At 65.1% G+C, this 25,418-nt stretch carries 27 protein-coding genes; 18 read left to right on the forward strand and 9 right to left on the reverse strand.

The genetic code is table 11. The features are described from left to right. Positions 1 to 59: 59 nt before the first annotated feature. Positions 60 to 2,735: a DNA translocase FtsK gene (locus tag R4P57_RS04145; protein WP_317801556.1), complete on the forward strand. Its 2,676-nt coding sequence runs from the start codon at positions 60 to 62 to the stop codon at positions 2,733 to 2,735. Positions 2,736 to 2,829: 94 nt separating this feature from the next. On the opposite strand, the gene R4P57_RS04150 is transcribed toward R4P57_RS04145, so the two are convergent. After that, positions 2,830 to 3,114: a YciI family protein gene (locus tag R4P57_RS04150; RefSeq protein WP_317801557.1), complete on the reverse strand. Its 285-nt coding sequence runs from the start codon at positions 3,112 to 3,114 to the stop codon at positions 2,830 to 2,832. Positions 3,115 to 3,155: 41 nt separating this feature from the next. Next, entirely contained in the window at positions 3,156 to 3,743 is a 588-nt protein-coding gene (locus R4P57_RS04155; protein ID WP_317801558.1) for an amino-acid N-acetyltransferase, read from the reverse strand. A gap of 140 nt (positions 3,744 to 3,883) precedes the next feature. Between R4P57_RS04155 and pgsA the strand changes: the two genes are divergently transcribed. The 5 genes from pgsA to R4P57_RS04180 all read left to right on the forward strand — a co-directional run bounded on the left by pgsA (position 3,884) and on the right by R4P57_RS04180 (position 7,309). Beyond that, the gene (gene pgsA, locus R4P57_RS04160; RefSeq protein WP_411742286.1) at positions 3,884 to 4,576 is read left to right on the forward strand and encodes a CDP-diacylglycerol--glycerol-3-phosphate 3-phosphatidyltransferase; all 693 of its coding nucleotides are present in this window, start codon (positions 3,884 to 3,886) and stop codon (positions 4,574 to 4,576) included. A gap of 252 nt (positions 4,577 to 4,828) precedes the next feature. Continuing rightward, positions 4,829 to 5,170, forward strand: coding sequence for a helix-turn-helix domain-containing protein (locus R4P57_RS04165; protein ID WP_032397883.1), 342 nt, complete (start codon positions 4,829 to 4,831; stop codon positions 5,168 to 5,170). 144 nt (positions 5,171 to 5,314) lie between these two features. Next, on the forward strand, positions 5,315 to 6,124 hold the full coding sequence (locus R4P57_RS04170; RefSeq protein ID WP_037189526.1) for a PspA/IM30 family protein: 810 nt from the start codon (positions 5,315 to 5,317) through the stop codon (positions 6,122 to 6,124). A gap of 43 nt (positions 6,125 to 6,167) precedes the next feature. Then, entirely contained in the window at positions 6,168 to 7,037 is an 870-nt protein-coding gene (gene pspM / locus R4P57_RS04175) for a phage shock envelope stress response protein PspM (protein ID WP_317801559.1), read from the forward strand. A 98-nt stretch (positions 7,038 to 7,135) separates the two neighbouring features. Beyond that, positions 7,136 to 7,309: a hypothetical protein gene (locus R4P57_RS04180; protein ID WP_037190120.1), complete on the forward strand. Its 174-nt coding sequence runs from the start codon at positions 7,136 to 7,138 to the stop codon at positions 7,307 to 7,309. A 13-nt stretch (positions 7,310 to 7,322) separates the two neighbouring features. On the opposite strand, the gene R4P57_RS04185 is transcribed toward R4P57_RS04180, so the two are convergent. Then, positions 7,323 to 8,219, reverse strand: coding sequence for a diacylglycerol kinase (locus R4P57_RS04185; protein WP_317801560.1), 897 nt, complete (start codon positions 8,217 to 8,219; stop codon positions 7,323 to 7,325). A 223-nt stretch (positions 8,220 to 8,442) separates the two neighbouring features. Here R4P57_RS04185 and R4P57_RS04190 point away from each other — a divergent pair, with 223 nt between their 5' ends. The 5 genes from R4P57_RS04190 to R4P57_RS04210 all read left to right on the forward strand — a co-directional run bounded on the left by R4P57_RS04190 (position 8,443) and on the right by R4P57_RS04210 (position 12,376). Beyond that, positions 8,443 to 9,081: a helix-turn-helix domain-containing protein gene (locus R4P57_RS04190; protein ID WP_317801561.1), complete on the forward strand. Its 639-nt coding sequence runs from the start codon at positions 8,443 to 8,445 to the stop codon at positions 9,079 to 9,081. A gap of 124 nt (positions 9,082 to 9,205) precedes the next feature. Beyond that, the gene (locus R4P57_RS04195) at positions 9,206 to 10,378 is read left to right on the forward strand and encodes a glycosyltransferase (protein ID WP_317801562.1); all 1,173 of its coding nucleotides are present in this window, start codon (positions 9,206 to 9,208) and stop codon (positions 10,376 to 10,378) included. Between the two features lie 10 nt (positions 10,379 to 10,388). Continuing rightward, entirely contained in the window at positions 10,389 to 10,580 is a 192-nt protein-coding gene (locus tag R4P57_RS04200; RefSeq protein ID WP_317801563.1) for a DUF3046 domain-containing protein, read from the forward strand. Between the two features lie 194 nt (positions 10,581 to 10,774). Next, complete coding sequence (gene recA, locus R4P57_RS04205; RefSeq protein ID WP_008716921.1) at positions 10,775 to 11,812, forward strand: recombinase RecA; 1,038 nt, start codon at positions 10,775 to 10,777, stop codon at positions 11,810 to 11,812. 12 nt (positions 11,813 to 11,824) lie between these two features. Then, positions 11,825 to 12,376: a regulatory protein RecX gene (locus R4P57_RS04210; RefSeq protein ID WP_317801564.1), complete on the forward strand. Its 552-nt coding sequence runs from the start codon at positions 11,825 to 11,827 to the stop codon at positions 12,374 to 12,376. Between the two features lie 106 nt (positions 12,377 to 12,482). On the opposite strand, the gene R4P57_RS04215 is transcribed toward R4P57_RS04210, so the two are convergent. From R4P57_RS04215 to R4P57_RS04230, 4 genes are all read right to left on the reverse strand, one after another. Further along, complete coding sequence (locus tag R4P57_RS04215; RefSeq protein WP_317801565.1) at positions 12,483 to 13,355, reverse strand: amino acid ABC transporter permease; 873 nt, start codon at positions 13,353 to 13,355, stop codon at positions 12,483 to 12,485. Continuing rightward, on the reverse strand, positions 13,355 to 14,032 hold the full coding sequence (locus tag R4P57_RS04220) for an amino acid ABC transporter permease (protein WP_317801566.1): 678 nt from the start codon (positions 14,030 to 14,032) through the stop codon (positions 13,355 to 13,357). Before R4P57_RS04220 ends, R4P57_RS04215 begins: the two co-directional genes overlap by 1 nt. 82 nt (positions 14,033 to 14,114) lie before the next feature. Further along, positions 14,115 to 14,945, reverse strand: a complete 831-nt coding sequence (locus tag R4P57_RS04225) for a glutamate ABC transporter substrate-binding protein (protein WP_317801567.1) — start codon at positions 14,943 to 14,945, stop codon at positions 14,115 to 14,117. Positions 14,946 to 14,998: 53 nt separating this feature from the next. Continuing rightward, on the reverse strand, positions 14,999 to 15,727 hold the full coding sequence (locus R4P57_RS04230; RefSeq protein WP_170944851.1) for an amino acid ABC transporter ATP-binding protein: 729 nt from the start codon (positions 15,725 to 15,727) through the stop codon (positions 14,999 to 15,001). A 342-nt stretch (positions 15,728 to 16,069) separates the two neighbouring features. Here R4P57_RS04230 and miaB point away from each other — a divergent pair, with 342 nt between their 5' ends. Next, a complete protein-coding gene (gene miaB / locus R4P57_RS04235) occupies positions 16,070 to 17,527 on the forward strand; it encodes a tRNA (N6-isopentenyl adenosine(37)-C2)-methylthiotransferase MiaB (protein ID WP_411742287.1) in 1,458 nt (485 codons plus the stop codon). Beyond that, a complete protein-coding gene (locus tag R4P57_RS04240) occupies positions 17,524 to 18,111 on the forward strand; it encodes a hypothetical protein (RefSeq protein ID WP_317801568.1) in 588 nt (195 codons plus the stop codon). The genes miaB and R4P57_RS04240 overlap by 4 nt, the downstream gene beginning before the upstream one ends. A gap of 40 nt (positions 18,112 to 18,151) precedes the next feature. On the opposite strand, the gene R4P57_RS04245 is transcribed toward R4P57_RS04240, so the two are convergent. Continuing rightward, the gene (locus R4P57_RS04245) at positions 18,152 to 19,639 is read right to left on the reverse strand and encodes a DUF349 domain-containing protein (protein ID WP_317801569.1); all 1,488 of its coding nucleotides are present in this window, start codon (positions 19,637 to 19,639) and stop codon (positions 18,152 to 18,154) included. 151 nt (positions 19,640 to 19,790) lie between these two features. Between R4P57_RS04245 and R4P57_RS04250 the strand changes: the two genes are divergently transcribed. The 5 genes from R4P57_RS04250 (at position 19,791) to R4P57_RS04270 (ending at position 25,053) form a co-directional block, all read left to right on the forward strand. Next, positions 19,791 to 20,513: a class III extradiol dioxygenase subunit B-like domain-containing protein gene (locus R4P57_RS04250; RefSeq protein WP_317801570.1), complete on the forward strand. Its 723-nt coding sequence runs from the start codon at positions 19,791 to 19,793 to the stop codon at positions 20,511 to 20,513. Continuing rightward, positions 20,506 to 21,435 carry a tRNA (adenosine(37)-N6)-dimethylallyltransferase MiaA gene (gene miaA / locus R4P57_RS04255; protein ID WP_317801571.1) on the forward strand — a complete coding sequence of 310 codons (930 nt, stop codon included), beginning with the start codon at positions 20,506 to 20,508 and terminating at the stop codon, positions 21,433 to 21,435. Before R4P57_RS04250 ends, miaA begins: the two co-directional genes overlap by 8 nt. Before the next feature lie 24 nt (positions 21,436 to 21,459). After that, positions 21,460 to 22,329, forward strand: a complete 870-nt coding sequence (gene dapF, locus R4P57_RS04260) for a diaminopimelate epimerase (protein WP_317801572.1) — start codon at positions 21,460 to 21,462, stop codon at positions 22,327 to 22,329. Positions 22,330 to 22,408: 79 nt separating this feature from the next. Next, positions 22,409 to 23,959: a GTPase HflX gene (gene hflX / locus R4P57_RS04265; protein ID WP_220709105.1), complete on the forward strand. Its 1,551-nt coding sequence runs from the start codon at positions 22,409 to 22,411 to the stop codon at positions 23,957 to 23,959. Between the two features lie 5 nt (positions 23,960 to 23,964). Continuing rightward, positions 23,965 to 25,053, forward strand: a complete 1,089-nt coding sequence (locus R4P57_RS04270; RefSeq protein WP_317801573.1) for a hypothetical protein — start codon at positions 23,965 to 23,967, stop codon at positions 25,051 to 25,053. A gap of 78 nt (positions 25,054 to 25,131) precedes the next feature. Here the strand turns inward: R4P57_RS04270 and R4P57_RS04275 are convergent, their stop codons facing one another. After that, the gene (locus tag R4P57_RS04275; RefSeq protein ID WP_032377711.1) at positions 25,132 to 25,389 is read right to left on the reverse strand and encodes an HPr family phosphocarrier protein; all 258 of its coding nucleotides are present in this window, start codon (positions 25,387 to 25,389) and stop codon (positions 25,132 to 25,134) included. Positions 25,390 to 25,418: the final 29 nt, after the last annotated feature.

Genomic DNA, 25,418 nt, shown 5'->3' on the forward strand with positions numbered 1-25,418 from the left:
TCCGCTGTTACTGGTGTTGCGGATGGTTTCGACGGGGCTGTTGCGACTAGCCTGGGGGCATGGCAGGAAAGACCAGCACCTCCACCGCCAGGGCCGGGTCCAGCGGATCCGGCTCCTCGCGCGCGTCCGGCACCGCCCGTAAATCCGGTGGCGGCCGTACCGCGCGCACCGTCACCACGCCCAAGAAGCCCACCGCGCCCCGCAACCCGGCGACCTCGCGCGCGAACGCATCCTCGCGAGGCAAGGCCCCCGGCAGGGGCGCGTCGACGGCTCGGCGGCCTGCGGCGAAGAAGAAGTCGCGCGGTGCCCTCGACGCAGTCGGGCGGGGCATTGCGTCCACCTGGTCGATGGCGGCACGCGGAGTCGGCGCCACGACCCGGACGGTGAGCAAGGCCGCCGACATCGAGCACGGCCACCGCCGGGACGGGATCGCCCTCGGACTGATCGCCGTCAGTGTGGTTGTCGCCGCGAGTGTGTGGTTGAGCGCCGGAGGACCGGTCGGCGAATGGATCGAGGTGGGCATCCGCGCCGTGATCGGCGAAGCCGGTTACGTCGCGCCCGTGCTCGGTGTCGCAATCGCCGTGGTTCTGATGCGCTCCGAACCGCATCCTGAGGTACGGCCGCGACTGGTCCTGGGCTCGATTCTGCTCGGCCTGCCTATCCTCGGACTGTGGCACATGGCCGCCGGCTCACCGACCGACGCCGCCGGCCGATCCGAGGGCGCAGGCTTCGTCGGATACGTAGCGGGCGGGCCCATCGCCGACGGCCTCACCGTGTGGCTGGCCGTGCCGTTGCTGCTGCTCGCGGGTCTGTTCGGCGTACTGCTGCTCACCGGTACCACCGTGCGCGACGTACCTGATCGGATGCGTGCCCTGTTCGGCACCGACAGTCGCGGCGACGAATACGACGAGTACGACCCGGCCGACTTCGGCTCCGAGTTCGGTGACGAGGGCTACGGCGACTACGACAGCAACTTCGACGCCGACGGCTACCCCGTCCACGGCGGCGCGGACCCGTACGACAACTACCCGACCGAGGAATACATCCCGGTCGCCAAGCCGCCACGCGCGCGCAAGACCCCGCCACCCGAGGCCGCCACCGAGGTCATCGCGCCTGCCGCCGCTGCCCCCGAGCCGGTCGCGCCCCCGCGGCCGAAGCCCAAGCTCATCGTCAAGGCGGCCGAACCGAAGAAGGCAGCCGAGGACGACAAGATCGTCGTCGATCGCGTCGTCGACGGGGATTACACGCTTCCGTCGTTGTCGCTACTGATCGACGGGGATCCGCCCAAGACCCGCAGCCAGGCCAACGACGCCATGATCGAGGCCATCTCCGAGGTGCTCGAACAGTTCAAGATCGATGCTGCGGTCACAGGTTTCACTCGCGGGCCCACGGTCACCCGCTACGAGGTGGAGCTCGGCCCCGGCGTCAAGGTCGAGAAGATCACCGCACTCGCACGCAACATCGCCTATGCCGTCGCCACCGACAACGTGCGCCTGCTCGCGCCGATCCCGGGTAAGTCCGCGGTCGGTATCGAGGTCCCCAACTCCGACCGCGAGATGGTCCGATTGGCCGACGTGCTGACTGCGCCGTCGACGCGAAAGGATCACCACCCGTTGGTGATCGGACTGGGTAAGGACATCGAGGGCGACTTCGTCAGTGCCAACCTCGCGAAGATGCCCCACTTGCTGGTGGCCGGATCCACCGGTTCCGGTAAGTCGAGCTTCGTGAACTCGATGCTCGTCTCGCTGCTCGCACGGGCGACGCCGGACGAGGTTCGGATGATCCTGATCGACCCGAAGATGGTGGAGCTGACGCCCTACGAGGGCATTCCGCACCTCATCACCCCCATCATCACGCAGCCCAAGAAGGCTGCCGCGGCGCTGGCCTGGCTCGTCGAGGAGATGGAGCAGCGCTACCAGGACATGCAGATCAACAAGGTCCGCCACATCGACGACTTCAACAAGAAGGTGCGTTCCGGCGAGATCACCGCACCTCTGGGCAGCGAACGCGTGTATCGGCCCTACCCGTACATCCTCGCGATCGTCGACGAGCTGGCCGATCTCATGATGACCGCTCCCCGCGACGTCGAGGAAGCGATCGTGCGGATCACGCAGAAGGCACGTGCAGCCGGAATCCACCTGGTGCTCGCCACCCAGCGTCCCTCGGTCGACGTGGTCACCGGACTGATCAAGACGAACGTGCCGTCGCGACTGGCCTTCGCAACCTCGTCACTGACCGACTCCCGCGTCATTCTGGACCAGCCGGGCGCGGAGAAGCTGATCGGCATGGGCGATGCACTGTTCCTACCGATGGGTGCAGGTAAGCCGACGCGTCTGCAGGGTGCGTTCATCACCGATGAGGAAATCGCCGCCGTCGTCGACTTCGCCAAGACCCAGGCCGAGCCCGAGTACAACGACACCGTCACCGCAGCGAAGGTCTCGGACAAGAAGGATGTCGACCCCGACATCGGCGACGACCTCGACGTGCTGTTGCAAGCGGTCGAGCTGGTCGTGACGAGTCAGTTCGGTTCGACGTCGATGCTGCAACGCAAGCTTCGAGTCGGCTTCGCCAAGGCCGGGCGATTGATGGACCTGATGGAGAACCGCGGAGTCGTCGGCCCGAGCGAGGGATCGAAGGCCCGCGAGGTGCTCGTCAAACCGGACGAGCTCGACGGTCTGCTGTGGTCGATCAAGGGCGGCGACCCGGACGAGCAGCCCGCGTCGGACGAGTTCTGACGGTTACGAAGGTCTCCTGAGCCGGGTGAATGGACCATTGCAGCCGTCTGGGCAGTGCAATGGTCCATTCACGCGAACCGGGTGAGCGAGCCGATCAGGACGTGAAGGTGCCCATGACGGGCGTCCACTCGTGGAACGTCGCCGACTCGATCAGGTTCTCCACTGCGAACGGGTCCTGCGCGAACAGCGTTTCGACGGTGGCGGCGTCCGTGCCTTCCACCAGCAGCAGCGCGCCGCTGCCGTCGGCGTACGGTCCGCTCGAAACCAGAGTCTTCCGGTCGAGCAGGTCCGCCAACCAGGCACGGTGTGCTGCGCGGTGGGTGTCGCGTCCGTCCGTGGTGGAAGGTGAGTAGGTGTAGCTGACGGCGATCAGGGGCATGGAGCTCTCTTCCGGATTCGAGGGGTGACCCCAGAATTCTGTCAGAGCGACAGCAGCATCCGCGTGTTGCCCAGAGTGTTCGGTTTGACGTAACTCAGGTCCAGGAACTCCGCCACGCCGGTGTCGTACGAACGGCACATCTCCGCGTAGACCTCGGCCGTCACAGGGGTTCCGTCGATCTCGGCAAACCCGTGTCGGGAGAAGAAGTCCACCTCGAAGGTCAGCACGAACACCTTCTGCAGTGCCAGATCACGAGCGACCTCGATCAGTTTGGCGACGATCAGGTGGCCTGCACCGTGTCCCTTCGCGGCGGGGTCGACGGCGACCGTGCGAACCTCGCCCAGATCGGCCCACAGCACGTGCAACGCACCGCAGCCGATGATCTCGCCGTCACGCTCGGCGATCCAGAACTCCTGCACCGCCTCGTACAGGGTGACGAGGTTCTTCTCCAGCAGAATGCGTCCTGCGTAGATGTCGATCAGACGCTTGATCCCGGGGATGTCGGAGGTCCTGGCTCGACGCACGACGAGGGTGCCGTCGTTCGCTGAGCCACGGTCCGCGATGTCGGAATGCACGTCGGATTCGGGGTCTGCGATGTCGCGACTCGCCCGATTCGGCCCAGAAGTCATGGGGTGAACAGTAGTCAGTACCGCAACCGATAAACTTTTCGTGTGTCGTTCAGTGAGCTGTGTCCCGGTCTCGGCGGCTGGGTGCTGCGCAAAAGCCGACACACCGACCGGTACGTCGTCGACGGCTCGCGGGTCTGCCGATGAGTGGGCCGGTTGCGCCCGATCACGGCGTTCCGTCCAGTGGTGAGATTCCGGGCAACCCCGTGTCCGGACCAGGGGATTCTCCGCGCAACTCGGGGCTGCCCCACGGCAACGCTGTCACCGGCGGGCCGGACGAAGTGCCGTTGCTCAATATCGCGAACGTCCTCACGGTGCTCCGGATCGCGCTCGTTCCGGTTTTTCTCGCAGCGCTGTTCGTCGGCGACGGCCAGGACACGTCGTGGCGGCTGGCGGCAACCGCGATCTTCGCTGCTGCAGCCATCACCGACCGGATCGACGGCCAGTTGGCCCGCAAGTACGGTCTCGTCACCGATTTCGGGAAGATGGCCGACCCCATCGCCGACAAGGCGCTGATCGGTGCCGCGCTCGTCGGACTGTCGATGTTGGGCGAACTGTCATGGTGGGTGACGGTGATCATCGGGGTGCGGGAAATCGGCATCACCGCCGTGCGGTTCGCCGTCATCCGCCACGGCGTCATCCCCGCAGGGCGCGGCGGCAAGGTGAAGACTCTGGTGCAGACGTTCGCGATAGGGGTGTATCTGTGCCCGCTGCCGAGCGTTGTCGACCCGGTCGCGGTGGCCTTGATGGCGCTGGCGGTACTACTCACCGTGTACACCGGCCTGGACTACGTGGTGCAGGCCGTTCGCCTGCGCCGAGGCGTGTCCTCGACGTGAATCGTTCCGACGTGACCTCTGCAGCGGCCATGTCGCGCGCAGGCGAGCAGGTGAACCATTCGGCGAGATACAGTCTTGGCAGCCGTGTCGAAGCAGCTTCGGCGCGTGTCGGAGTGAACGGGCATATAGGGTCGGGAACCAATCGGACCGACTGGGACGTTGAACATCGTGACGGCTCCGGACGAACGAGATATGAACGTTGTCGTCTCGACGGCACAGTCGTCGGCACGAACACCAACGAGGAGGAGCGAGATGGCGCTGCTATTGCGTGAAGCACTCGGCGACAGTTTGCGGCGTACTCGCGTCGCACAGAGCCGAACCCTGCGTGAAGTCTCGAACACCGCACGTGTCAGCCTCGGGTACCTCTCCGAGGTGGAACGCGGTCGCAAGGAGGCGTCGAGCGAACTCCTCGCCGCGATCTGCGACGCCCTCGCCGTCCCGCTCTCGGACGTCATGAGTGATGTCAGTGTGACGCTGTCCGACGCCTCCACCGCCGCCGCGCGGCTCGACGAGGCGGCAGTCGCCACCCGCATCGACGGCGATACTCGCGTCGTGATTCCGGCACCTGCTGCCAGAGCTCTCGCCGCCGCCTAAGATCGGAAAAGTACCCAGTTTCCACTCCTGACCCAGACCACGCACCCGACTTTCACAGCACGGACAGGTTCATTTCGGTCACTGCGAGAGCAGCCGACCCGTACGCGGCCACCGCGGCGCAACAGATGGAGGCAGGACCACCCCATGGCTAATCCTTTCGTCAAAGCCTGGAAGTACATGATGGCGCTCTTCAATTCCAAGATCGACGAGAAGGCCGACCCCAAAGTTCAGATTCAGCAGGCGATCGAAGACGCGCAGCGGCAGCACCAGGCGCTGTCCCAGCAGGCCGCGTCCGTCATCGGTAATCAGCGCCAGCTCGAGATGAAGCTCAGCCGGCAGCTGGACGAGGTCGAGAAGCTCAACGCGAATGCTCGGCAAGCGGTGACGCTGGCCGATCAGGCCGCCACCGCAGGCGACATCGAGAAGGCCACGCAGTACACGAACGCAGCCGAGGCATTCGCCGCGCAGCTGGTGACCGCCGAGCAGAGCGTCGAGGACCTCAAGGTCCTGCACGACCAGTCTCTGCAGGCGGCCACCCAGGCCAAGAAGGCCGTCGAGCAGAACGCCATGGCTCTGCAGTCGAAGGTCGCAGAACGCACCAAGCTGCTCAGCCAGCTCGAGCAGGCGAAGATGCAGGAGAAGGTCAGCGAATCCCTCCGGTCGATGGACAGCACCCTGTCCGCGCCCGGCAACACCCCGAGCCTCGACGCTGTGCGCGACAAGATCGAACGTCGCTACGCAGATGCACTGGGATCGGCGGAGCTGGCTCAGAACTCGGTCTCCGGTCGCATGATGGAGGTCCAGCAGGCATCCGTGCAGATGGCGGGCCACAGTCGCCTGGAGCAGATCCGCGCATCGATGGCAGGCGACTCGCTGCCGTCCGGCAATGCCGCGGCGAAGCCCTCGATTGCCAAGTCCCCGGACGCGACGCCCGAGCCCCCGGCTCAGGCGTAGATCGACCTGACGAACAGCTCGGTCGTCCGACAGCAGCGTCGACATGAGTAGAAGAGATCACGAATCCGGCCGGTCGCGTAAGCGGCCGGCCGTTTCGCTCGATCGAGAGTCCGTGACCGCAGCCGTCACCGAGTCCGGCGCAGTGGTCAGGTCTCTTGCGGAGTCCGCTCGTAGTGTCGGTACCTCGATTCTCGACGCCGCCGGACGTCGGAGAGACCCCCGCGTCAAGCATCTGAAGAAGATTCGCCGCGCCAGACGACGCGGAATCAGGTTCGGTGCCGCATCCACGACGACAGCGGTGGGAACTGCGGGGATGGCCGTGCTGTCGGCCCCGGAGTGGACTCTGTTCGTGGGCGGCGGTAGCGCTGCACTGATGGCCGTCCCGGCGGCATTCGCGGTGACGCGGTTGCGGCGTCTTCGAGCCCAACCGGTCCCCGTGGGCCTACCGACCAAGCGCGTGTTGCCGCAGCGCGGATCTGCCGCGTACGAGTCGATGACCCGACTGGCCGGTGCCGAGCAGAGTCTGTTCGAGCTACTGGGGATCCTGGCGAGGTCCGAGACGATCGGTGCCGACGACGTCGAGGAGATGATCGGGGTGACCTCCGATGCAGCCCGCGGTCTCGAAGGAGTCGCCGTCGACATCGCCGCTCTGGAACGTGCGGGGGCGGCGAGCGCTGTGACCCTCGAACACCTGCGCAGCGGAATAGCTTCGGCTGCAGCCGAACTCGCCACCGGGGTCGATCAGTACGAGCAGCTCGTCGCCGCGGCCGCGCGGATGACCGGACCGGCCGGATCGGCGTCGACGACGGTCGTGGAATCGCATCGACGCGAGCTGCTGTCGGCGACGGATCGACTGCAGGGATGGGCCGAGGCGCTCACCGAAATCGACCAGATCCGGTCGCGGCACCGCTGAGACAATTCAGGGTTCACCCCGATGTGTTCGTCGCGCTCGAGTGCCAGTATCGAAGTACGCGATACGACACGGTGCGCGGAGACACGGCAGGAGCACTCATGTTCTGGAAAGTACTGGGATTCATCGTTCTGATCTGGATTGCGCTCGCGCTTCTGGGCACCATCATCAAGGGTGTCTTCTGGCTGGTGGTGGCCGGCGCGATCGTGTTGGGACTGGTGTGGCTGTACAAAGCGATCTCCTCGAACGACGATCGCTCGTCGCTGAAGTTCTGACGCGGCGGTCCGGTCACCCTCGAGATACAGAACCCTGATCGACGAACACCCTGAGTGCCCGCGGTACACAGCGTGCGGTGACAGGTAGTTCCGCGACACGTTCACCGTCCGCATAGGCGACGATTCCATCGCACCGCAGCGTGACCTGCGTCGAGGTGTAGGTGTCGACCTCCGGCAAGTCGATATGTGTTCCCCGATAGAGAGTCGGCGACAGTCCGAGCAGTCGAGTCCGACTCACCCCGCGAACGACGGTGACATCGAGAAGGCTGTCGTCCATCCGCGCGGCAGGGCACACGACCATGCCACCTCCGTAACTCCTGCCGTTTCCGACCGCGACCAAGGTGGCGTCGAGACGAAGCTCGGCATCGTCCAGTTCGATGACGTACGGGAGCTTTCGGAGTGACGCCAGCTGTAGCATCATGGCCGCGTTGTACCGGAGAGGTCCGCGCGGCCAGCGCAGTCGCTTGGCCCTCTCGGTGACCAGCGAGTCGAAGCCGCTGGATAGTACGGTGGCAAACCAGCGCTCGCCGATTCGTCCGAGATCGATTGCGCGCGTGACGTTGTCGGCGACGATGTCGGCTGCATGGGTAGCGTCGTCGCGAGGCAGGCCCAGAGTGCGGGCCAGATCGTTGCCGGTGCCGGCCGGGATCAGGCCCATCGGGACGTCGGTGCCGGCGAGCACTTGAACGACGAGATTGACGAGCCCGTCGCCGCCGACGGCGACCACGGCGTCCGTACCGCTGCCGACGGCCTTCTCGAGCAATGTCAACGCATCCCCGGGCGTGCGGCCTTCGATGGCCGTGACGTCGAGTTCCCGCTCCCGCAGGCGAGCCACGGCACACCGTCCGGCATGCCCTGCGCGCCCACCGCCGGCCATCGGATTGGTCAACACGGTCACCGATCGGGTCATGGTCGCAACGATTCGTCGATCACATCGATCAGCTTGCCAGGGTTGACGATTGCCGTGGTGGTGACCGAGTCGATTCATGGCCGAATGCCTCCGGCGCACAGTGTGCATGCGTGTTACCGGTGACTTTCGAGCCGAATGTGCGTGTAACCGTGAGGTACTGTAACGAAAATGACTGTTATCGCTGGAGATGCAGTCCTCATGTCCGAATTGCGAAGGGTGGAACGTGATCGAGCAGCCGGTGTCGAGTCTTGCCTCGTCCGAGCCCCCTCAGTCGCCCTCCCGAACCGAGGCTCCCGAGAAGTCGGTCGAAGACACCGTTCTCGACGCGGCCCGGTCCTGCATCCTCGAACACGGAGTCAAGCGCACGACCTTGGCCGAGATCGCGCGTCGTGCCAAGGTCAGCAGGCCCACCGTGTACCGGAGATGGGCCGATACACGAGCGGTGGTGTCGAGCCTGCTCACTCGTGAGATCGGCGCCCTGATTCCGAGTTTCGACGCCACGGCGTCGGCTCGCGATCAGATCGTGACTGCCGTGGGCGAAGTGGCCGACCGCGTTCGACTCCATCCGCTGTTCGTGAAGATTCTGCGTTCCGATTCCGACGTGCTCGCCACCTACATTCTGCATCGACTCGGAACCAGTCAGTCGTTGATCATCGACGCATTGTCTTCCCTGGTCGTTGCCGGACAACGTGATTCCTCGATTCGCGCGGGGGACCCCACCACTCTCGCCACGCTGGTGCTACTGATGGTGCAGTCCGCGGTGCAGTCCGCCGAGATGGTGTCCGAGCGTGTCTCCGGTACCGAGGTGACGCGCCAGATGGCGTATGCGGTGGACAGTTACCTCCGGCCCGAGAGTGCATGAACGAGGCTTCGTCGATCGCGGTCTGGACCTGTTGCACATGTCGCCGCTCAGGTTAAGGTCGGCCCTCACGAGCTGATCTCGGCACACGTCGAGCGGTACGGCTCGAGTGTGGCACGCTGGGTTCGTGCGAGTAGCAGTGGTGGCCGGGCCCGATCCGGGGCATGCGTTTCCGGCAATCGCGCTCGCTCTGCTCTTCCGCGAGGCGGGCGACGAACCGATCCTCTTCACCGGTAGCCGGTGGGTGCCCGACGCGCACGCCGCGGGGCTACGGACGCTTCCGCTGGGTGGTCTTGCACCGCGGCCGGAGGACGACGATCTCGATGCCGGACAACGAATCCACTCACGGGCGGCGTTCGTTGCGACCGAGCTGCTGCCCGACCTCGAGCGGGAGAACGTCGATCTCGTCGTGTCCGACATCCTGACCGCAGGGGGCGGCATGGCCGCCGAGCGGCTCGGTATCACCTGGGTCGAGCTCTCGCCACATCCGCTGTATTCGCCCTCGAAAGGTTTGCCTCCCATCGGAAGTGGCTTGGCTCCAGGTACCGGGGTTCGCGGCAGGCTGCGCGATACCGTGATGCGCGCGTTGACGGCACGCTCGATCGCTCAGGGGCGAGCTCAGCGGTCCAGCGCACGAACGAGCATCGGGCTGCCTGCCGAGGATCCGGGCCCGGCTGCTCGGCTCGTCGCCACCATTCCCGCGCTCGAGGTGCAACGTCCCGACTGGCCGGAGGACGCACACGTGGTCGGCCCGCTGCTGTGGGAACCGACGGACGACCTGCTCGATACTCCCGACGGATCGTCACCGCTGGTGATGGTCGCGCCGTCGACAGCGTTCACCGGTGCGGAGGGAATGCTCGAGATGGCGCTGAAGGGGTTGGACGGTAGAGGAGTCCGGGTCGTGGCCTCCGTTCTCGACGGAGGTCCCGACGTACTCCCGAACTGGGCGAACGCAGGACTGGGCCGCCAGGACGAACTGCTGCGAGATGCCGATGTGGTGGTGTGCGGCGGTGGACACGGCATGCTGGCCAAGGCGCTCATTCACGGCGTTCCGGTGGTGACCGTCCCCGGCGGTGGTGATCAATGGGAGCTGGCGAATCGGGCCGCCCGGCAGGGGAGTGCCGTCATCGTGCGACCCCCGACGCCGACTTCGATCGCCGACGCGGTGGCCACCGTACTGTCCGATCCGCGCTTCGCCCGGGCAGCGGAGACGGCGGCGGACGGGGCGAAGTCCGTCGAGGATCCGGTGTCTGTCTGTCATAGGGTGCTCGCCCGCGGCACTCCACGGCGCGGGCGTTAGGGTTGTCGTTGTGCGTCTGACCGAATTTCGTGAACTGCTCATCGAGGAGTTCGGCTCCGTTCGTGGCGATTCCCTGCTGACCGATCATGTGCTGTCCGGTATCGGCCGAACCGGAGCGCAAGCCATCGAGGACGGCGTCGATCCACGGGAAGTGTGGCGATCGATCTGTTACGAGTTCGATGTGCCGAAAGAACGCTGGTAGCTCCTCGGGTCCTTTCGATCCTCTCGGCGTGTCGAGTGCTGCGGTAGTTGACTCGAACACGTGTTCCCCTATGCTTGTGTCAACGGTTGCCGGGCGGTTTCGAGAAACTTCTTGTCGGTACCCCGATCTAGCGTTACCGACGACAAAGCTGATCGACACGACACAGCTGAACGACACGACACAGGGAGCTCACGATGGCTGCATACGATCGCGACAAAGCACTCGATCTCGCACTCGCGCAGATCGACAAGAACTTCGGCAAGGGTTCGGTGATGCGCCTCGGTGACGAGGTTCGCCAGCCCATTGCCGTCATCCCCACGGGATCGATCGCGCTCGATGTGGCACTCGGCATCGGAGGGTTGCCGCGTGGACGTGTCATCGAGGTCTACGGTCCGGAATCCTCGGGTAAGACCACCGTTGCCCTTCACGCGGTAGCGAGTGCGCAGCGGGCAGGCGGCATCGCTGCGTTCATCGACGCCGAGCACGCCCTCGATCCGGACTACGCGAAGAAGCTCGGTGTCGACACCGACGCACTGCTGGTCTCGCAGCCCGATACCGGTGAGCAGGCTCTCGAGATCGCAGACATGCTGATCCGTTCGGGTGCTCTCGACATCCTCGTGATCGACTCGGTGGCGGCACTGGTACCGCGCGCCGAGATCGAGGGCGAGATGGGCGACAGTCACGTGGGTCTGCAGGCCCGCCTGATGAGCCAGGCGCTGCGCAAGATCACCGGTGCCATGAGCAACTCCGGTACCACCGTCATCTTCATCAACCAGCTGCGCGAGAAGATCGGCGTCATGTTCGGCTCTCCCGAAACCACCACCGGTGGTAAGGCATTGAAGTTCTACGCCTCGGTTCGCCTCGACATCCGCCGCATCGAGACCCTGAAGGACGGAACCGACGCCATCGGTAACCGCACCCGGGTCAAGGTCGTCAAGAACAAGGTTGCGCCGCCGTTCAAGCAGGCCGAGTTCGACATCATCTACGGCAAGGGCATCAGCCGCGAAGGCTCGTTGATCGACATGGGCGTCGAGCACGGCTTCATCCGTAAGTCGGGTTCGTGGTTCACCTACGAAGGGGACCAGCTCGGCCAGGGCAAGGAGAACGCCCGCAAGTTCATGCTCGAGAATCCGGACGTGCGGGACGAAATCGAGAAGAAGATCATGGAGAAGCTGCAGATCGGCGCGGACGTCACCGCAGAAGAGCCCGCAGCTGCTCCGGTCGACTTCTAACCTGTCGTCGCTGTGCAGCAGCGAGACGAAGGCGGCGGCACCGAGGCGCAGGCGAAAGATGCCTGCCTTCGGCTGCTGACCGACCGAGCACGCAGCAGGCACGAACTCGAAGCCAGCCTTGCCAAGAAGGGTTTCACCACCGAGATCGCGAACGCCGTTCTCGACCGGCTCGAGAAGGCCAAACTGGTCGACGACGAATCGTTCGCGCAGCAGTGGGTCCAATCTCGGCACAAATACTCCGGCAAGGGCAAACGTGCACTGAGCATGGAGCTCCGCAACAAGGGAGTCAGTAACGAACTCGCAGTGCATGCACTGGATCTGATCGACGCCGACGACGAGCGTCAGCGCGCAGCCGAGTTGGTACGCAAGCGATTTCGCACACTGCAGTTGCCCGATCCGAGTGGACCCGACGCTCGCGCCGATCGAGACAAGGTAGTGCGAAAACTGGTCGGCATGCTCGCACGCCGTGGCTACTCCCAGTCGATGGCATTTGCGGTGGTCAAAGAACAGCTCGACCACGCAGGTGCCGACACCGAAGACTTCGACGGCCCCGACTCGATGTGATCGTCCACCTCGAGCCGGTGCCGTCGAGAAACAGTAAGGCCCGCAACACCACTGGTGTTGCGGGCCTTACTCGTCGAGGGCTTCCTCAGTTGCGGCCGACGCGAGGTCAGGCTGCCTGACCGCCGTCGAGAGCCGGCACAACTGCAGTCGCCCCGGCCTTGCGCTTACGAGAACGCAGACGACGTTCGACCACGGTGGCCAACTTCGTCAACGCAGAGTTGATGATGATCATGATGACGGCGACGATGATCAGAGACGGCAGGTAGTTGCTGTAGAACGCACCCACCTGCTGACCGGAACGGACGACCTCGACGTAACCGATGACGTAACCGAGCGCCGAGTCCTTCAGCGCTACCACCATCTGCGAGATGATCGCCGGAAGCATGGCGGTGACGGCTTGGGGGAGAAGGACCAGGAGCATGACCTGGCTCTTACGCATTCCGAGAGCCGACGCTGCTTCCCTCTGGCCCTTGGGCAACGAATTGACACCGGCACGCACGATCTCTGCGATGACCGAACCGTTGTACAGCGTCAGGCCCGTGACCACTGCCGCCAAGGCCAGGTACTTGACCTTGAAGACCTCGTAATCGGCGTAGACGGCGTACAGGAAGATCATCAGGATCAGCACGGGAACGGCGCGGAACACCTCGACGAATGCGCCACTGATCACCCGAACCACCCGGTGATCGGACAACCTGCCGATACCGAGTGCAGCACCGAGAATCAGGGCGAACACGATCGACAGGGCCGCTGCCACCAGCGTGCCCTGGATGCCGGGCAACAGATACGTTGTCCACGTGGTCGATTGGAGAAACGGGTCCCACTTCTCCGCGGTCAGCTGGCCCTTCGAGTCCAACGCACGGTAGATGAGGAACGCAATTCCGAGGGAGACGACTGCAACTACTCCGGAGAGAATTCTGTAGCGCAGAACCGCTTTGGGTCCCGGAACGTCGTAGAGAACTGCTACTGCATCACTCATCAGGACACCGCCAATCGCTTGCTGATGTAGCCGAACAGCAACCCGGTCGGGAGCGTCAGGATCATGAAACCGAGCGCGAAGATGCCGCCGACCACGAAGATCGCGGCCTCGTTCTCGATCATGTTCTTCATCAGGAACGACGCCTCGGCGACGCCGATGACCGATGCGATGGTCGTGTTCTTGGTGAGCGCGATCACGACGCTGCCGAGAGGTCCGATCACGGCTCGGAATGCCTGTGGGAGAACGACGATGGAGATGTTCTGCGTGAACGTCATGCCGAGAGAGCGGCCCGCTTCGGCCTGCCCGACCGGGACCGTGTTGATTCCCGACCGCAGCGATTCGGCGACGAACGACGCGGTGTAGATGCTCAGACCGAGGATTGCCAGGCGAAAGTTGTTGTCCGCGAGGCCCGTCGGGGACGACTGAGAGGCCAGAGAGACACCCATCGTCTGAAACAGGCCGAACGAGGTGAACAGGATGACCAGGGTCAGCGGAGTGTTACGAAAGATGGTGACGTACGTGGCAGCGATTCCGCGCGCGATCGGAATGGGCGATACCCGCATGGCGGCGACGATCGTTCCGATGATCAGCGCACCGACGAGGGATGCCAATGTCAGATAGATGGTCGTCAGGAATGCGTCGATCAGTTGATCGCCGTACTTGCTCAATAGATTCACGGTGCTTGTTGATCCTCACGGCTAGGAGAGATCGAACCGTCGTGTCCCGCAGCGAGGCTGCGGGACACGACGATCGAGTCGATCAGTAGCGGTCGACTGTGGGCTCGGCGGGAAGCGGGTAGCCCGATGCACCGACGGTGTCGTTGAAGGCCTGCTCCCAGGCACCGCTGGAGACCATCTCTTCGATGGCGTCGTTGATCTGGTTGCGTCCCTCGGTGTCGTCCTTGTTCAGGCCGATGCCGTAGTTCTCCGTGGTGAACGGTTCACCGACCACCTTGAACTGTCCGGGAGACTGTGCGGCGTAGCCGGCGAGGATGATGTCGTCCGTCGTCACCGCATCGACGGTGCCGTTGCGCAGTGCCTCGACGCAGGCGGAGTACGTGTCGAAGGGCTGGAGCTGCACGCCCGGGTACTCGTCGGCGATGTTCTGTGCGGGAGTGGAGCCGGTGACCGAGCACAGACGCTTGCCCTCGAGCGAATCGGCACCGGTGATGTCGGTGTTGTCCTGGCTCACCAGCAGCGACTGGCCCGCCACGAAGTACGGTCCGGCGAAGCCGACCTTTTCCTTGCGCGTATCGGTGATCGAGTAGGTGGCGACGATGTAGTCGACCTCACCGTTTTCGATCAGGGTCTCGCGCTGGGCCGAGGGGGACTCCTTGAACTCGATGTTCGCCTCGTCGACACCGAGCTGACCGGCGACGTACTTGGCCACCTCGACGTCGAATCCGCTGAACGTACCGTCGGGGTTGCGCAGCCCGAGGCCGGGCTGGTCGAACTTGATGCCGACGATGAGGTTGCCGGACTCGGCGCTCGTCGAGATGGTGCGAGCTTCCTCGCCGCCGCCGCAGGCGGTCGCGACGATGGACAGAGCTGCAATGGCAACTCCGAGGCGGATCGGGCGGGTGATTCTCACTGTGAATGTCCTTAAGGATCGGGTCGGGCAAACGGGATGAACGGTGAAGCGGGTCAGTGGCCGAGGATCTTGCCGAGGAAGTCCTTGGCTCGTTCGGATTTGGGAGATTTGAAGAAGGTCTCCGGATCGGTGTCCTCGACGACGGCACCGTCGGCCATGAAGATGACGCGGTCGCCGGCCTTGCGGGCGAAGCCCATCTCGTGGGTGACGACGAGCATCGTCATCCCCTCCTTGGCGAGCGAGGTCATCACGTCGAGTACCTCGTTGACCATTTCGGGGTCGAGGGCCGAGGTGGGCTCGTCGAAGAGCATCACCTTTGGATTCATGGCGAGAGATCGAGCGATGGCGACGCGCTGCTGCTGACCACCGGACAGCTGAGCGGGATACTTGTCTGCCTGGTTGGCGATGCCCACGCGCTCGAGGAGGGCCAGGGCGCTCTTCTCTGCCTCGTCCTTCTTCTGCTTGCGTACCTTCATCGGCGCGAGCATGACGTTCTGCAGAATCGTCTTGTGCGCGAACAGGTTGAACGACTGGAACACCATGCCCACGTCGGCACGCAGTGCGGCCAGGGCCTTGCCCTCGGCGGGGAGCAGGTCTCCGTCGACTTCGATGGCACCGGAGTCGATCGGCTCCAACCGATTGATCGTCCGGCACAGGGTCGACTTGCCCGATCCGGAAGGACCCACGACGATGACGACCTGTCCGGCCGGCACTTCCAGGTTGATGTCCTTGAGGACGTGCAGATCACCGAAATGTTTGTCGACGGATTTGAGCGAGATCATCGAAGGTGCGTTCGGCTGGGGTGTCGATGCCGGCGCGTCGGTGGCGTGCGTCATAGATCGAAACCCTATGCGTAGTTTCCTCGCCGACCGGCGTTTTCGCCCGTCATCTTCGATTATGTAATGGAAACTTTACTGACGGTCCGCATCGGCCCTGGACAGTCTCCGGTGGGGCCCTCGACCCCGGCGTGTCCGTCGGTGCGATGGCCGTACCCTGGAGGGGTGCAAACGAGTGTTTTTCCGGCCGTGGACGTGACAGAACACGGGGTTTACGAACCCGTGCCGTTCACCGACGGGTCGGCAACGAGTCCCCGCAGCTACGAAGTGCGTACGCACGGTTGCCAGATGAACGTCCACGATTCGGAGCGGTTGTCCGGGTTGCTCGAGGAAGCCGGCTACGTTCCGGCAGACGCAGGCACCGACGCAGATCTGGTCGTGTTCAACACGTGCGCGGTACGAGAGAACGCCGACAACAAGCTGTACGGCAACCTCGGCATGCTGCGCCCGGCGAAGACGCGCAACCCCAACATGCAGATCGCTGTGGGCGGTTGCCTGGCGCAGAAGGATCGAAACACCGTCGTCGAGAAGGCTCCCTGGGTCGACGTCGTCTTCGGTACCCACAACATCGGGTCGCTGCCGGTATTGCTCGAGCGCGCCCGGCACAACGACCAGGCGCAGGTCGAGATTCTCGAATCTCTCGATGCGTTCCCGTCCACCCTGCCCGCGAAACGCGAATCCGCGTACGCCGGCTGGGTGTCGATCTCGGTGGGGTGCAACAACACCTGCACGTTCTGCATCGTCCCGGCCCTGCGCGGCAAGGAAATCGACCGCAGGCCGGGCGACATCCTCGCCGAGGTACAGGCTTTGGTGGATCAGGGCGTACTCGAGGTGACGCTGCTCGGCCAGAACGTCAACGCGTACGGTGCCTCGTTCGCCGATCCGGACATGCCTCGCGACCGCGGTGCTTTCGCGTCGCTCCTGACCGCATGCGGCTCGATCGAGGGTCTCGAGCGAGTGAGGTTCACGTCACCGCACCCGGCCGAGTTCACCGACGACGTCATCGACGCGATGGCGTCCACCCCGAACATCTGCCCCACCTTGCACATGCCACTCCAGTCCGGTTCGGACCGGATCCTCAAGGCGATGCGCAGGTCCTATCGACAGAGCAAGTTCATGGGCATCATCGACAAGGTCCGCGAGGTGATGCCGCATGCGGCCGTGACCACCGACATCATCGTCGGTTTCCCCGGCGAGACCGAGGAGGACTTCGAGCAGACGCTCGACGTGGTGCGGAGGGCGAAGTTCGCCAACGCCTACACCTTCCAATACTCCAAGCGGCCAGGAACGCCTGCCGCCGACATGCCCGACCAGGTGCCCAAAGAAGTTGTGCAAGAACGGTACCTGCGATTGATCGCGTTGCAGGAAGAGATCGTTCTCGCTGCCAACCAGGCTCTGATCGGTACCGAGGTCGAACTGCTCGTCGCCACTGGTGAAGGCCGGAAGAACGCGGCAACCCATCGGATGAGCGGGCGAGCCAGGGACGGGCGACTCGTGCACTTCGCCGTCGACGCCGACAGGGCGAGCGAGATTCGCCCGGGTGACGTCGTCACGACCACGCTCACTGCGGCCGCTCCGTACCACCTCATCGCCGATGCCGGCGTGCTCACCCACCGCCGTACGGCAGCAGGAGACGCCCACGAACGCGGAGTGATGCCGAAGACGGCACCGATCGGCGTCGGCCTCGGACTTCCCTCGATCGGCGCACCGGCGCCGCTACCGGCAGAGACAGGATGCACCGCATGACAGACACAGACGGACCCGATCGCGTCGTACCCTCTCGATCCGCAGAAGAACTCGGACGTACGGAGAGAGCGGTGATGACCGAGCTGGACCCGGGAGCGCGGGCCCTGGTCGTGGCCGGGCTGGTGCTGGTCCTGTTGGTCACGTTCGCGTTGCCGCACACCGGATCGGCCAGCGGGTTCGACGTGCTCACGGGCAGCGACGCCGCAGTTGCGGAGTCGATTGCACTGCCGTCGCGCGTCTTTGTCGTGCTGGTGCTGACGTTCGGTGTGGTGATGTCGGTGCTCGCGCTCGTCACCCGTGTATGGGCGCTGGCCTGGGCTGCCCTCGCTGGGTGTGCGGTGTCGTCGGTGTACGGAATGTTCTCGATCTGGACGCGGCAGACCGTGCCGGACAACCTGCAGGGCGGCGGACCGGGGATCGGCCTGATCATCGCGTGGATCGCCGTGATCGCATTGACGTTCCACTGGCTCAAGGCCGTGTGGAACAAGACGAACGCCCAGCTCGCCGCTCAGGAGCAGCGGCGCATCGCCGCCGCGTCGGGTGAACAGAAGTTGCGACTGTGGGACGGCCACTCGGCCCCGTAGGCCCGAACGGCCGTCCCCGGTCAGGAGTGCAGCCGGCGAATCACAACTCGTCGACGGCGCTCTCTGCTGCGTCGGCCCACTCGCGCCACTGCTGCGCCTGTGCGAGCGCACGCTCGGCGTCCTTGGTCTTGCCTGCTGCGGTCGCCTTCGCGGCCTGATCCTCGAACTGAACCACCCGCTCGCGGAACTGCGCGGCGCGAGCGACGGCCTCGGGGTCGGAACGACGCCACTGCGACTCCACCGCGTCGTGGACCGACTTCTCGATGGCCCTCAGTTTGCCCTCGAGTTCCTGCATCTTCTCGCGCGGAACCTTGCCGATGGCATCCCACTTGTCCTGCAGGTCGCGCAGCGCCGAACGGGCAGCATCGAGGTCCTTGCTCGGATCGATGTGAGTCTTGGCCAGCAGGGCTTCCTTGGCATCGGCGTTGGACTCGAACTCGGCATCCCGCTCGGAGGCAGCCGCGTTGCGGGCAGCGAAGAACACGTCCTGTGCGGCCTTGAAGTTCTTCCACAGGGCGTCGTCGGCATCGCGTGGGGCACGACCGGATGCTTTCCACTCCACCAGTAGATCGCGGAACGCGGCTGCGGTGGGACCCCAATCCGTGGACGAAGACAAGGCTTTGGCCCGCTCGACGAGTTCTTCCTTGCGGGTCTTGGCCGCACCGCGCTCACGATCGAGATCGGCGAAGTGTGCGCCGCGGCGACGGTTGAAGTTCTCCCGTGCCTTGGAGTATCGCTTCCACAAGGCATCGTCGATCTTGCGGTCGACCCCGCGGATCGTCTTCCACTCGTCGAGGATTTCTCGCAGCCGATCTCCCGCGTGCTTCCACTGGGTCGATTCGCTGCCGATCTGCTCGGCTTCGACGGCGAGCGCTTCCTTACGTGCCGTATGTTCGGCGCGTTCGAGCTCCTTCTCGTGCTTGGCCACCGCTGCTGCTGCGTCCGAATGCTCGACGACCGCGTCGAGTCGCCTGGCGAGCAGATCGAGGTCGCCGATCACTGCCGCAGTCGGCAGGCTCTCCAGCAGCGCTGACGCTGCGGCCTTGGTCTTCTTCGCATCGCCCGTACCGGAGGTCAATCGAGCTTCGAGCAGACCGACCTCGGTGGCCAGATCGTCGTAGCGCCGACCGAAATGAGCGAGTCCTTCCGCTGCGTCTCCGGCCTGCCATGACCCGATCTGCCGCTCGCCGTCGGAGGTGGTCACCCACGCGGTGCCGTCGTCGTCGACTCTGCCGAACGTGCTGGGATCGCTCGCCGGCGCGACCGTCGGGATCGCGGTCGGGACGTGTGAGGGGGTCGGGTGAGGTTTGGCACCGGCCGAACCACCGGGACGAGGAGAACCGTTACCCGGGCCGCCGGGCCTGGGTCCTCCACCGGGCTTCGGTCCACCGCCCGGCTTGGGTCCACCTCCGGGCTTGGGTCCGCCGTGGTTCGCCGCACCGGGCGCGGTGGCACCGGGGGTCTGTGCGGGTGCATCCGAGGATGCGGCCTCGGGGGTGGTGGGGGTGCCGGCGTTCGGGTCGGTCATTGTTCCTCATCTCTGCCGCGCGTCACGGCTGCCTCAATCGCGATCTGGACACCATTGAACTAGGTGACGACCGATCGGACCATTGAAACAGCTCAGACGACTCGAGGTGGACTCGTCCGGCCAAGTCGCGTCAACGACTAGCGTGGTGCACGTGTTTCGTGTCGCGGCCCTGGTGCCCTCTCCACCGTTGCTGGTCCCCGAACTGATGGGCGCGAGGGCGGCCGAGGCAGCCGATCTTCGGACCGCCGCCGTCGGCGCGACGACACACCTGGCGTCGACGGTCGACCGCTGGATCGCCGTCGGCGTCGATCGCACGTCCTCCACGTACGGCGAGGCCACGGTCGGAACGTTGCGGGGCTTCGGAGTCGATGTCGTGGTGAGCCTGTCCGGCGGCACAGCGCAGACTGCCGCAGACCCGGACCTGCCGCTGGCCGTTCTGATCGCCGGGTGGCTGCGAGGAGTGGCTGCCCCCGACGATGCGGTCGAGGTCCGCACGATCCCGGCCGATGCGAGCACCGGGTGGTGCGCAGAGTTCGGGGAGGAGCTGCGCCGAGAGCTCGACGCTTCGGCGGAGAGCTGGGGCGTTCTGGTGCTGGCAGACGGGGCGAACACACTGACTTCGAAGGCCCCTGGATCGTTCGACGAGCGCGCCGACGCGGTCCAGCGCCGGATCGACGATGCCCTCGCGACGGCCGACGTCCATGCATTGGCGGGTCTGGATCCGGACCTGTGCGCATCGCTCGGTGTCGGCGGCAGAGCGGCGTGGCAGGTGCTGGCAGCACTCGCTGGTCCCGATGCGACGACGACGCGAGAGCTCTACCGAGGTGCGCCCTTCGGGGTCGGGTACTTCGTGGGGACCTGGGCTCGTGACTGACGGGGCGAGCGACTCGGCCACGACTCCGGTCGCGGTCATCGGACCGACTGCCGCAGGCAAATCCGACCTGGCTCTCGATCTGGCCGAGGAACTCGGCGGCGAAATCGTCAATATCGACGCGATGCAGCAGTACCGGGGGATGGACATCGGGACCGCGAAACTGCCCGTAGCGGAGCGGCGCGGGATTCCGCACCATCAACTCGATGTGCTCGAGGTCACCGATATCGCTACCGTCGCGCGGTACCAGACAGCTGCGGTCGCCGACGTCGAGGACATTCGATCGCGGGGCTTGCGACCGATCATCGTCGGCGGATCGATGATGTACGTGCAGTCGTTGCTCGACGAGTGGGCCTTTCCTGCCACCGACCCCGTCGTCCGAGCGACATGGGAAGCAGTCCTCGAACGCGACGGTGTCGAGGAGATCCATCGCGCGTTGACGGCCGCCGATCCCGATGCTGCCGCATCGATCCTGCCCACCGACGGCAGGCGTATGGTCCGGGCGCTCGAGGTGGTGGAGCTGACCGGGCAGCCGTTCGCGGCATCGGCCCCGAAGATCGGTGCACCTCGCTGGGGCACGGTGGTGTTGGGAGTCGACCGCGACACGGTCGAACTGGACGGGCGGATCGCCGAGCGTGCTCGGCTGATGTTCGAGACCGGACTGCTCGACGAGGTGGAAGGCCTGCTCGTCCTGGGACTGCGGGAGGGCGTCACCGCGTCGCGGGCGATCGGCTACGCGCAGGCTCTCGGCGTGTTGGCGGGGGAGTACGACGTCGAGTTCGCACGCGAACGGACGTTCATCGGAACCAGACGCTACGTGCGACGCCAACGATCCTGGTTTCGCCGCGACGACCGCGTCCGTTGGCTCGACGGTGCGTCGCCCACGCTGATGTCGGACGCCCTGTCCGCGCTCGACCCCTCGTAGCCGAACCCCCGTAGACTCGCGGACATGGAATTCGCCAAAGGCCACGGAACTCAGAACGACTTCGTCGTACTGCCGGATCCGGCAGCCGAGCTCGAACTCACCAGGTCGGCGGTCTCGGTGCTGTGCGATCGACGCCAGGGCCTCGGTGCCGACGGAATTCTGCGCGTCGCCAGGGCCGGTGTGCTCCGAGATGCAGGCGTACTCGACCGAATTCCGTCGGGTGTCGAGCCCGAGGACTGGTTCATGGACTACCGCAACGGCGACGGCACCATTGCCGAGATGTGCGGCAACGGTGTCCGCGTGTTCGCGCACTACCTCCGCGTACACGATCTCGAACAACGCGACCAGTTCGTGGTGGGTTCGCGGGCAGGCGCACGCGCTGTGACCGTCCACTCGTTCGACGACACCGACGCCGATGTCACCGTGGCGATGGGTGACGTCACGCTGATGGGCTCGAGCTCGGCGACCCTCGCGGGCGGAACGTACGAGGGCATCGGAATCGACGTCGGGAATCCTCACCTGGCCTGTGTGGACGGTGCGTTGACGCGCTCATCTCTCGGCGCTCTCGACTTGTCCGCACCGCCGACACTGGACTCCGAGTTCTTTCCCCACGGTGCGAACGTCGAGATCCTGACCAGGCTCGACGACGGTGCCGTCGAGATGCGCGTGTTCGAGCGTGGCGTCGGGGAGACGCGATCCTGTGGCACCGGAACCGTGGCAGCGGCCGCAGCCGCGCTGTCCTACGAGGGCCTCGAGACCGGGGAGGTGAGCGTCGGTGTGCTCGGCGGTCGGGTGCGCGTGGCCATCGATCACGTCGGTGCCACTCTGCGCGGACCGTCGGTGCTGCTGGCCCGCGGCGAGATCGACGACCGGTGGCTGAAGGCTCAGTCCTGACGATCGCACCGGCCTCGGCATCCGCGCGGACCGAAACCCGCGTGCATACGCTGGGACTTTCGTGGATCATGGGTGGCGTATGACGAACTCACATGAAACATCCCCTGCGGGCGAACCGGTCGACGACAGTCGCGACGATATCGACGGTGCTCCCGAAACCGAATCCGCCTGGACTCGTGAAGAGTCCGACGCGTGGTCGAGGCGACTGGCCCGGTCTCCGCTCAATGACGAGAACTCCCCGTCCTCCGGCGACATGCAGCTCGAAGACCGCACCGCGCTACGTCGAGTGGCCGGACTGTCCACCGAGCTCACCGACGTCACCGAGGTCGAGTACCGGCAGTTGCGCCTCGAACGCGTCGTGTTGGTCGGAGTCTGGACCACCGGCACGGCCGCGCAGGCCGAGTCCAGCATGACGGAACTGGCTGCTCTGGCCGAGACCGCCGGCTCGGAGGTACTCGAAGCGCTGATGCAGCGACGCGACAAGCCCGATGCCGCGACGTACATCGGTTCCGGTAAGGCCAAGGAGGTGCGCGACATCGTCCTCGCGACCGGTGCCGACACCGTGATCTGCGACGGTGAACTGACGCCTGCTCAGCTCAATGCCCTGGAGAAGGTCGTCAAGGTCAAGGTCATCGACCGCACCGCGCTGATCCTCGACATCTTCGCTCAGCACGCGACCTCGCGAGAAGGCAAGGCGCAGGTCGCGTTCGCGCAGATGGAATACATGCTGCCCAGGCTTCGCGGCTGGGGCGAATCCATGTCGCGGCAGGCCGGTGGACGTGCAGGCAGCAACGGTGGTGTGGGCTTGCGCGGACCGGGTGAGACGAAGATCGAGACCGACCGTCGACGCATCCGTGAGCGAATGGCCAAGCTGCGCCGCGAGATCAAGGGAATGAAGCAGGCCCGCGACACCAAACGCGAACAGCGTCTGAGCGGTACGGTGCCGTCCATCGCGATCGTGGGGTACACGAACGCCGGCAAGTCGAGTCTGTTGAACGCGCTGACCGGATCCGGTGTGTTGGTTCAGAACGCGTTGTTCGCCACCCTCGATCCCACCACGCGCAAGTCGACGCTCGAAGACGGTCGCGAGATCGTGCTGACCGACACCGTCGGCTTCGTTCGGCATCTTCCGACTCAGTTGGTCGAGGCGTTCCGCTCGACGCTCGAGGAAGTCACCGATGCAGATCTGCTGCTGCACGTGGTCGATGGATCGGATCCTCTTCCGATCGATCAGATCAAGGCCGTGCGCGAGGTGATCACCGAGGTGGTTCGCGAGCAGGATGCGAAGATGCCGCCGGAATTGTTGGTGGTCAACAAGATCGACGCTGCCGATCCGGTGCAGCTGACCCAGCTGCGCGGATTGCTCGACGGCGCGCGGTTCGTCTCGGCCAAGACCGGCGAGGGAATCGATGCTCTGCGAGATCACCTGGCCGAGATCCTCTCCGAGCCGGACGTGTTGGTCGACGTTCTCGTGCCCTACACGCGTGGTGATCTGGTCGCGCGAATCCACACCGACGGCCGGATCGTGAAGTCCACGCACGAGGAAGAGGGCACGCGCGTGGAAGCTCGTGTGCCGCAATCGCTTGCGGCAGCGCTCGTCGAATTCACGGCAACCGTGCCCAGCGTCTGACCTCGGTGGGGCCACGGCTGGTGGTGTGCGGAGCGGCCGCGGCTGCGGTCGCCACGACGATCGCGTTCTCGGGAACTGCCTTCGCTGCTCCGATCGAGACCGAAACGTATTGTCTTCCGAACGATCCTGGTCTCGCTGAGTTGTCCGGTCTGACCTCGATCGACGGGGTCCTCTACGCGATCGGTGACAGTGGAGCCGATGATCGGGTCGCGGCGCTCGGTGCCGACTGTGCGGTTCAGCGATGGATCGACGTGCCCGTCGACCCGTACGACGTCGAGGACCTGGCGTCGTACGACGGCTCGCTGTGGTTGGCGGACCTCGGCGACAATCAGATGCGCCGCGACACAGTGGCGTTGACGCGAATGGACCCGGAATCGGGTGCGGGCGAACTGTACCGACTGACCTATCCCGACGGCGCGCACGACGCCGAAACGATACTGATCGAGCCCGGTGGTAGGCCGGTGATCGTCACCAAGGAACTTTCGGGCGTGAGCGGGGTGTACGTACCAGCAGGCGACGAATCCGTTGCCGATCTGACCAGCCCTGGGCCGACGCCGATGCGCAAGGTCGGGAATCTGGCGTTCACCGCAACGGACACGGTCGGGGGGCCGCCCTTCGTGGTCGGATCGATACTGGCGACCGGGGGAGCGGTGAGCGCCGACGGCACCGTCGCCGCAGTGCGCACCTACACCGACGCCTACCTGTTCCGCCCGTCGGACGGGGACATCGCGTCGGCATTGGTCGATCCGACAGCGTCTCGCGCCGTGGTGTCATTGCCCGATCAGCCGCAGGGCGAGGCACTGGTGTTCACCGACGACGGTTCCTTGCTCATCGCATCCGAGGCGGGATTCGGACCCGCAGAGGCCACGCTTCCGCCCATCCTGAGAATCCCCGACGCGGTAGCGGTCGACATGTCCGCCCCCGAATCTGTTGTCGTGGATCCGGTATTGCCGACCGCCGTTCCTGTGCAGCCGACGCAAACGCCGACAGCGACGGACTCGGAATGGACATTCCGAGCGGCCGTCGCTGCCGGTGTGGTGCTGATCGCCGGAGCGGTGGGATTCACCGTCCGGCGATCGATGCGCTCTCGCTGAACGCTGTGTTTCAGGCGTCGCAGGAGTGGAGCCTGCGGAACGACTCAGGCGTCGCAGGAGTGGAGCCTGCGGAACGACTCAAGCGTCCAAGTCTGCTTCGACGAGTGCGACGACCTTGTCGAGTGCTGCCTGGTCGTCACTGGTGACGGTGACTTCGGTGCCCTTGGTGGCTCCGAGCGTCATGATCATCAGGGCCGAACCTGCGTCGACCGGCTCCGAGTCGGCCACTGCGAGGGTGACGTCCACGCCGGCTTCGGCGACGGCGTCGGCGATCAGTGCTGCGGGACGAGCATGCAGACCGATCGAGGATCCGACGGCGACTGTGGTGCTGGGCATGTGCTGCTCCTTCGTAGTGGGGTTGTTGC

This window comes from Rhodococcus sp. IEGM 1330, assembly GCF_033142445.1.
Taxonomy (GTDB): Bacteria; Actinomycetota; Actinomycetes; order Mycobacteriales; family Mycobacteriaceae; genus Rhodococcoides.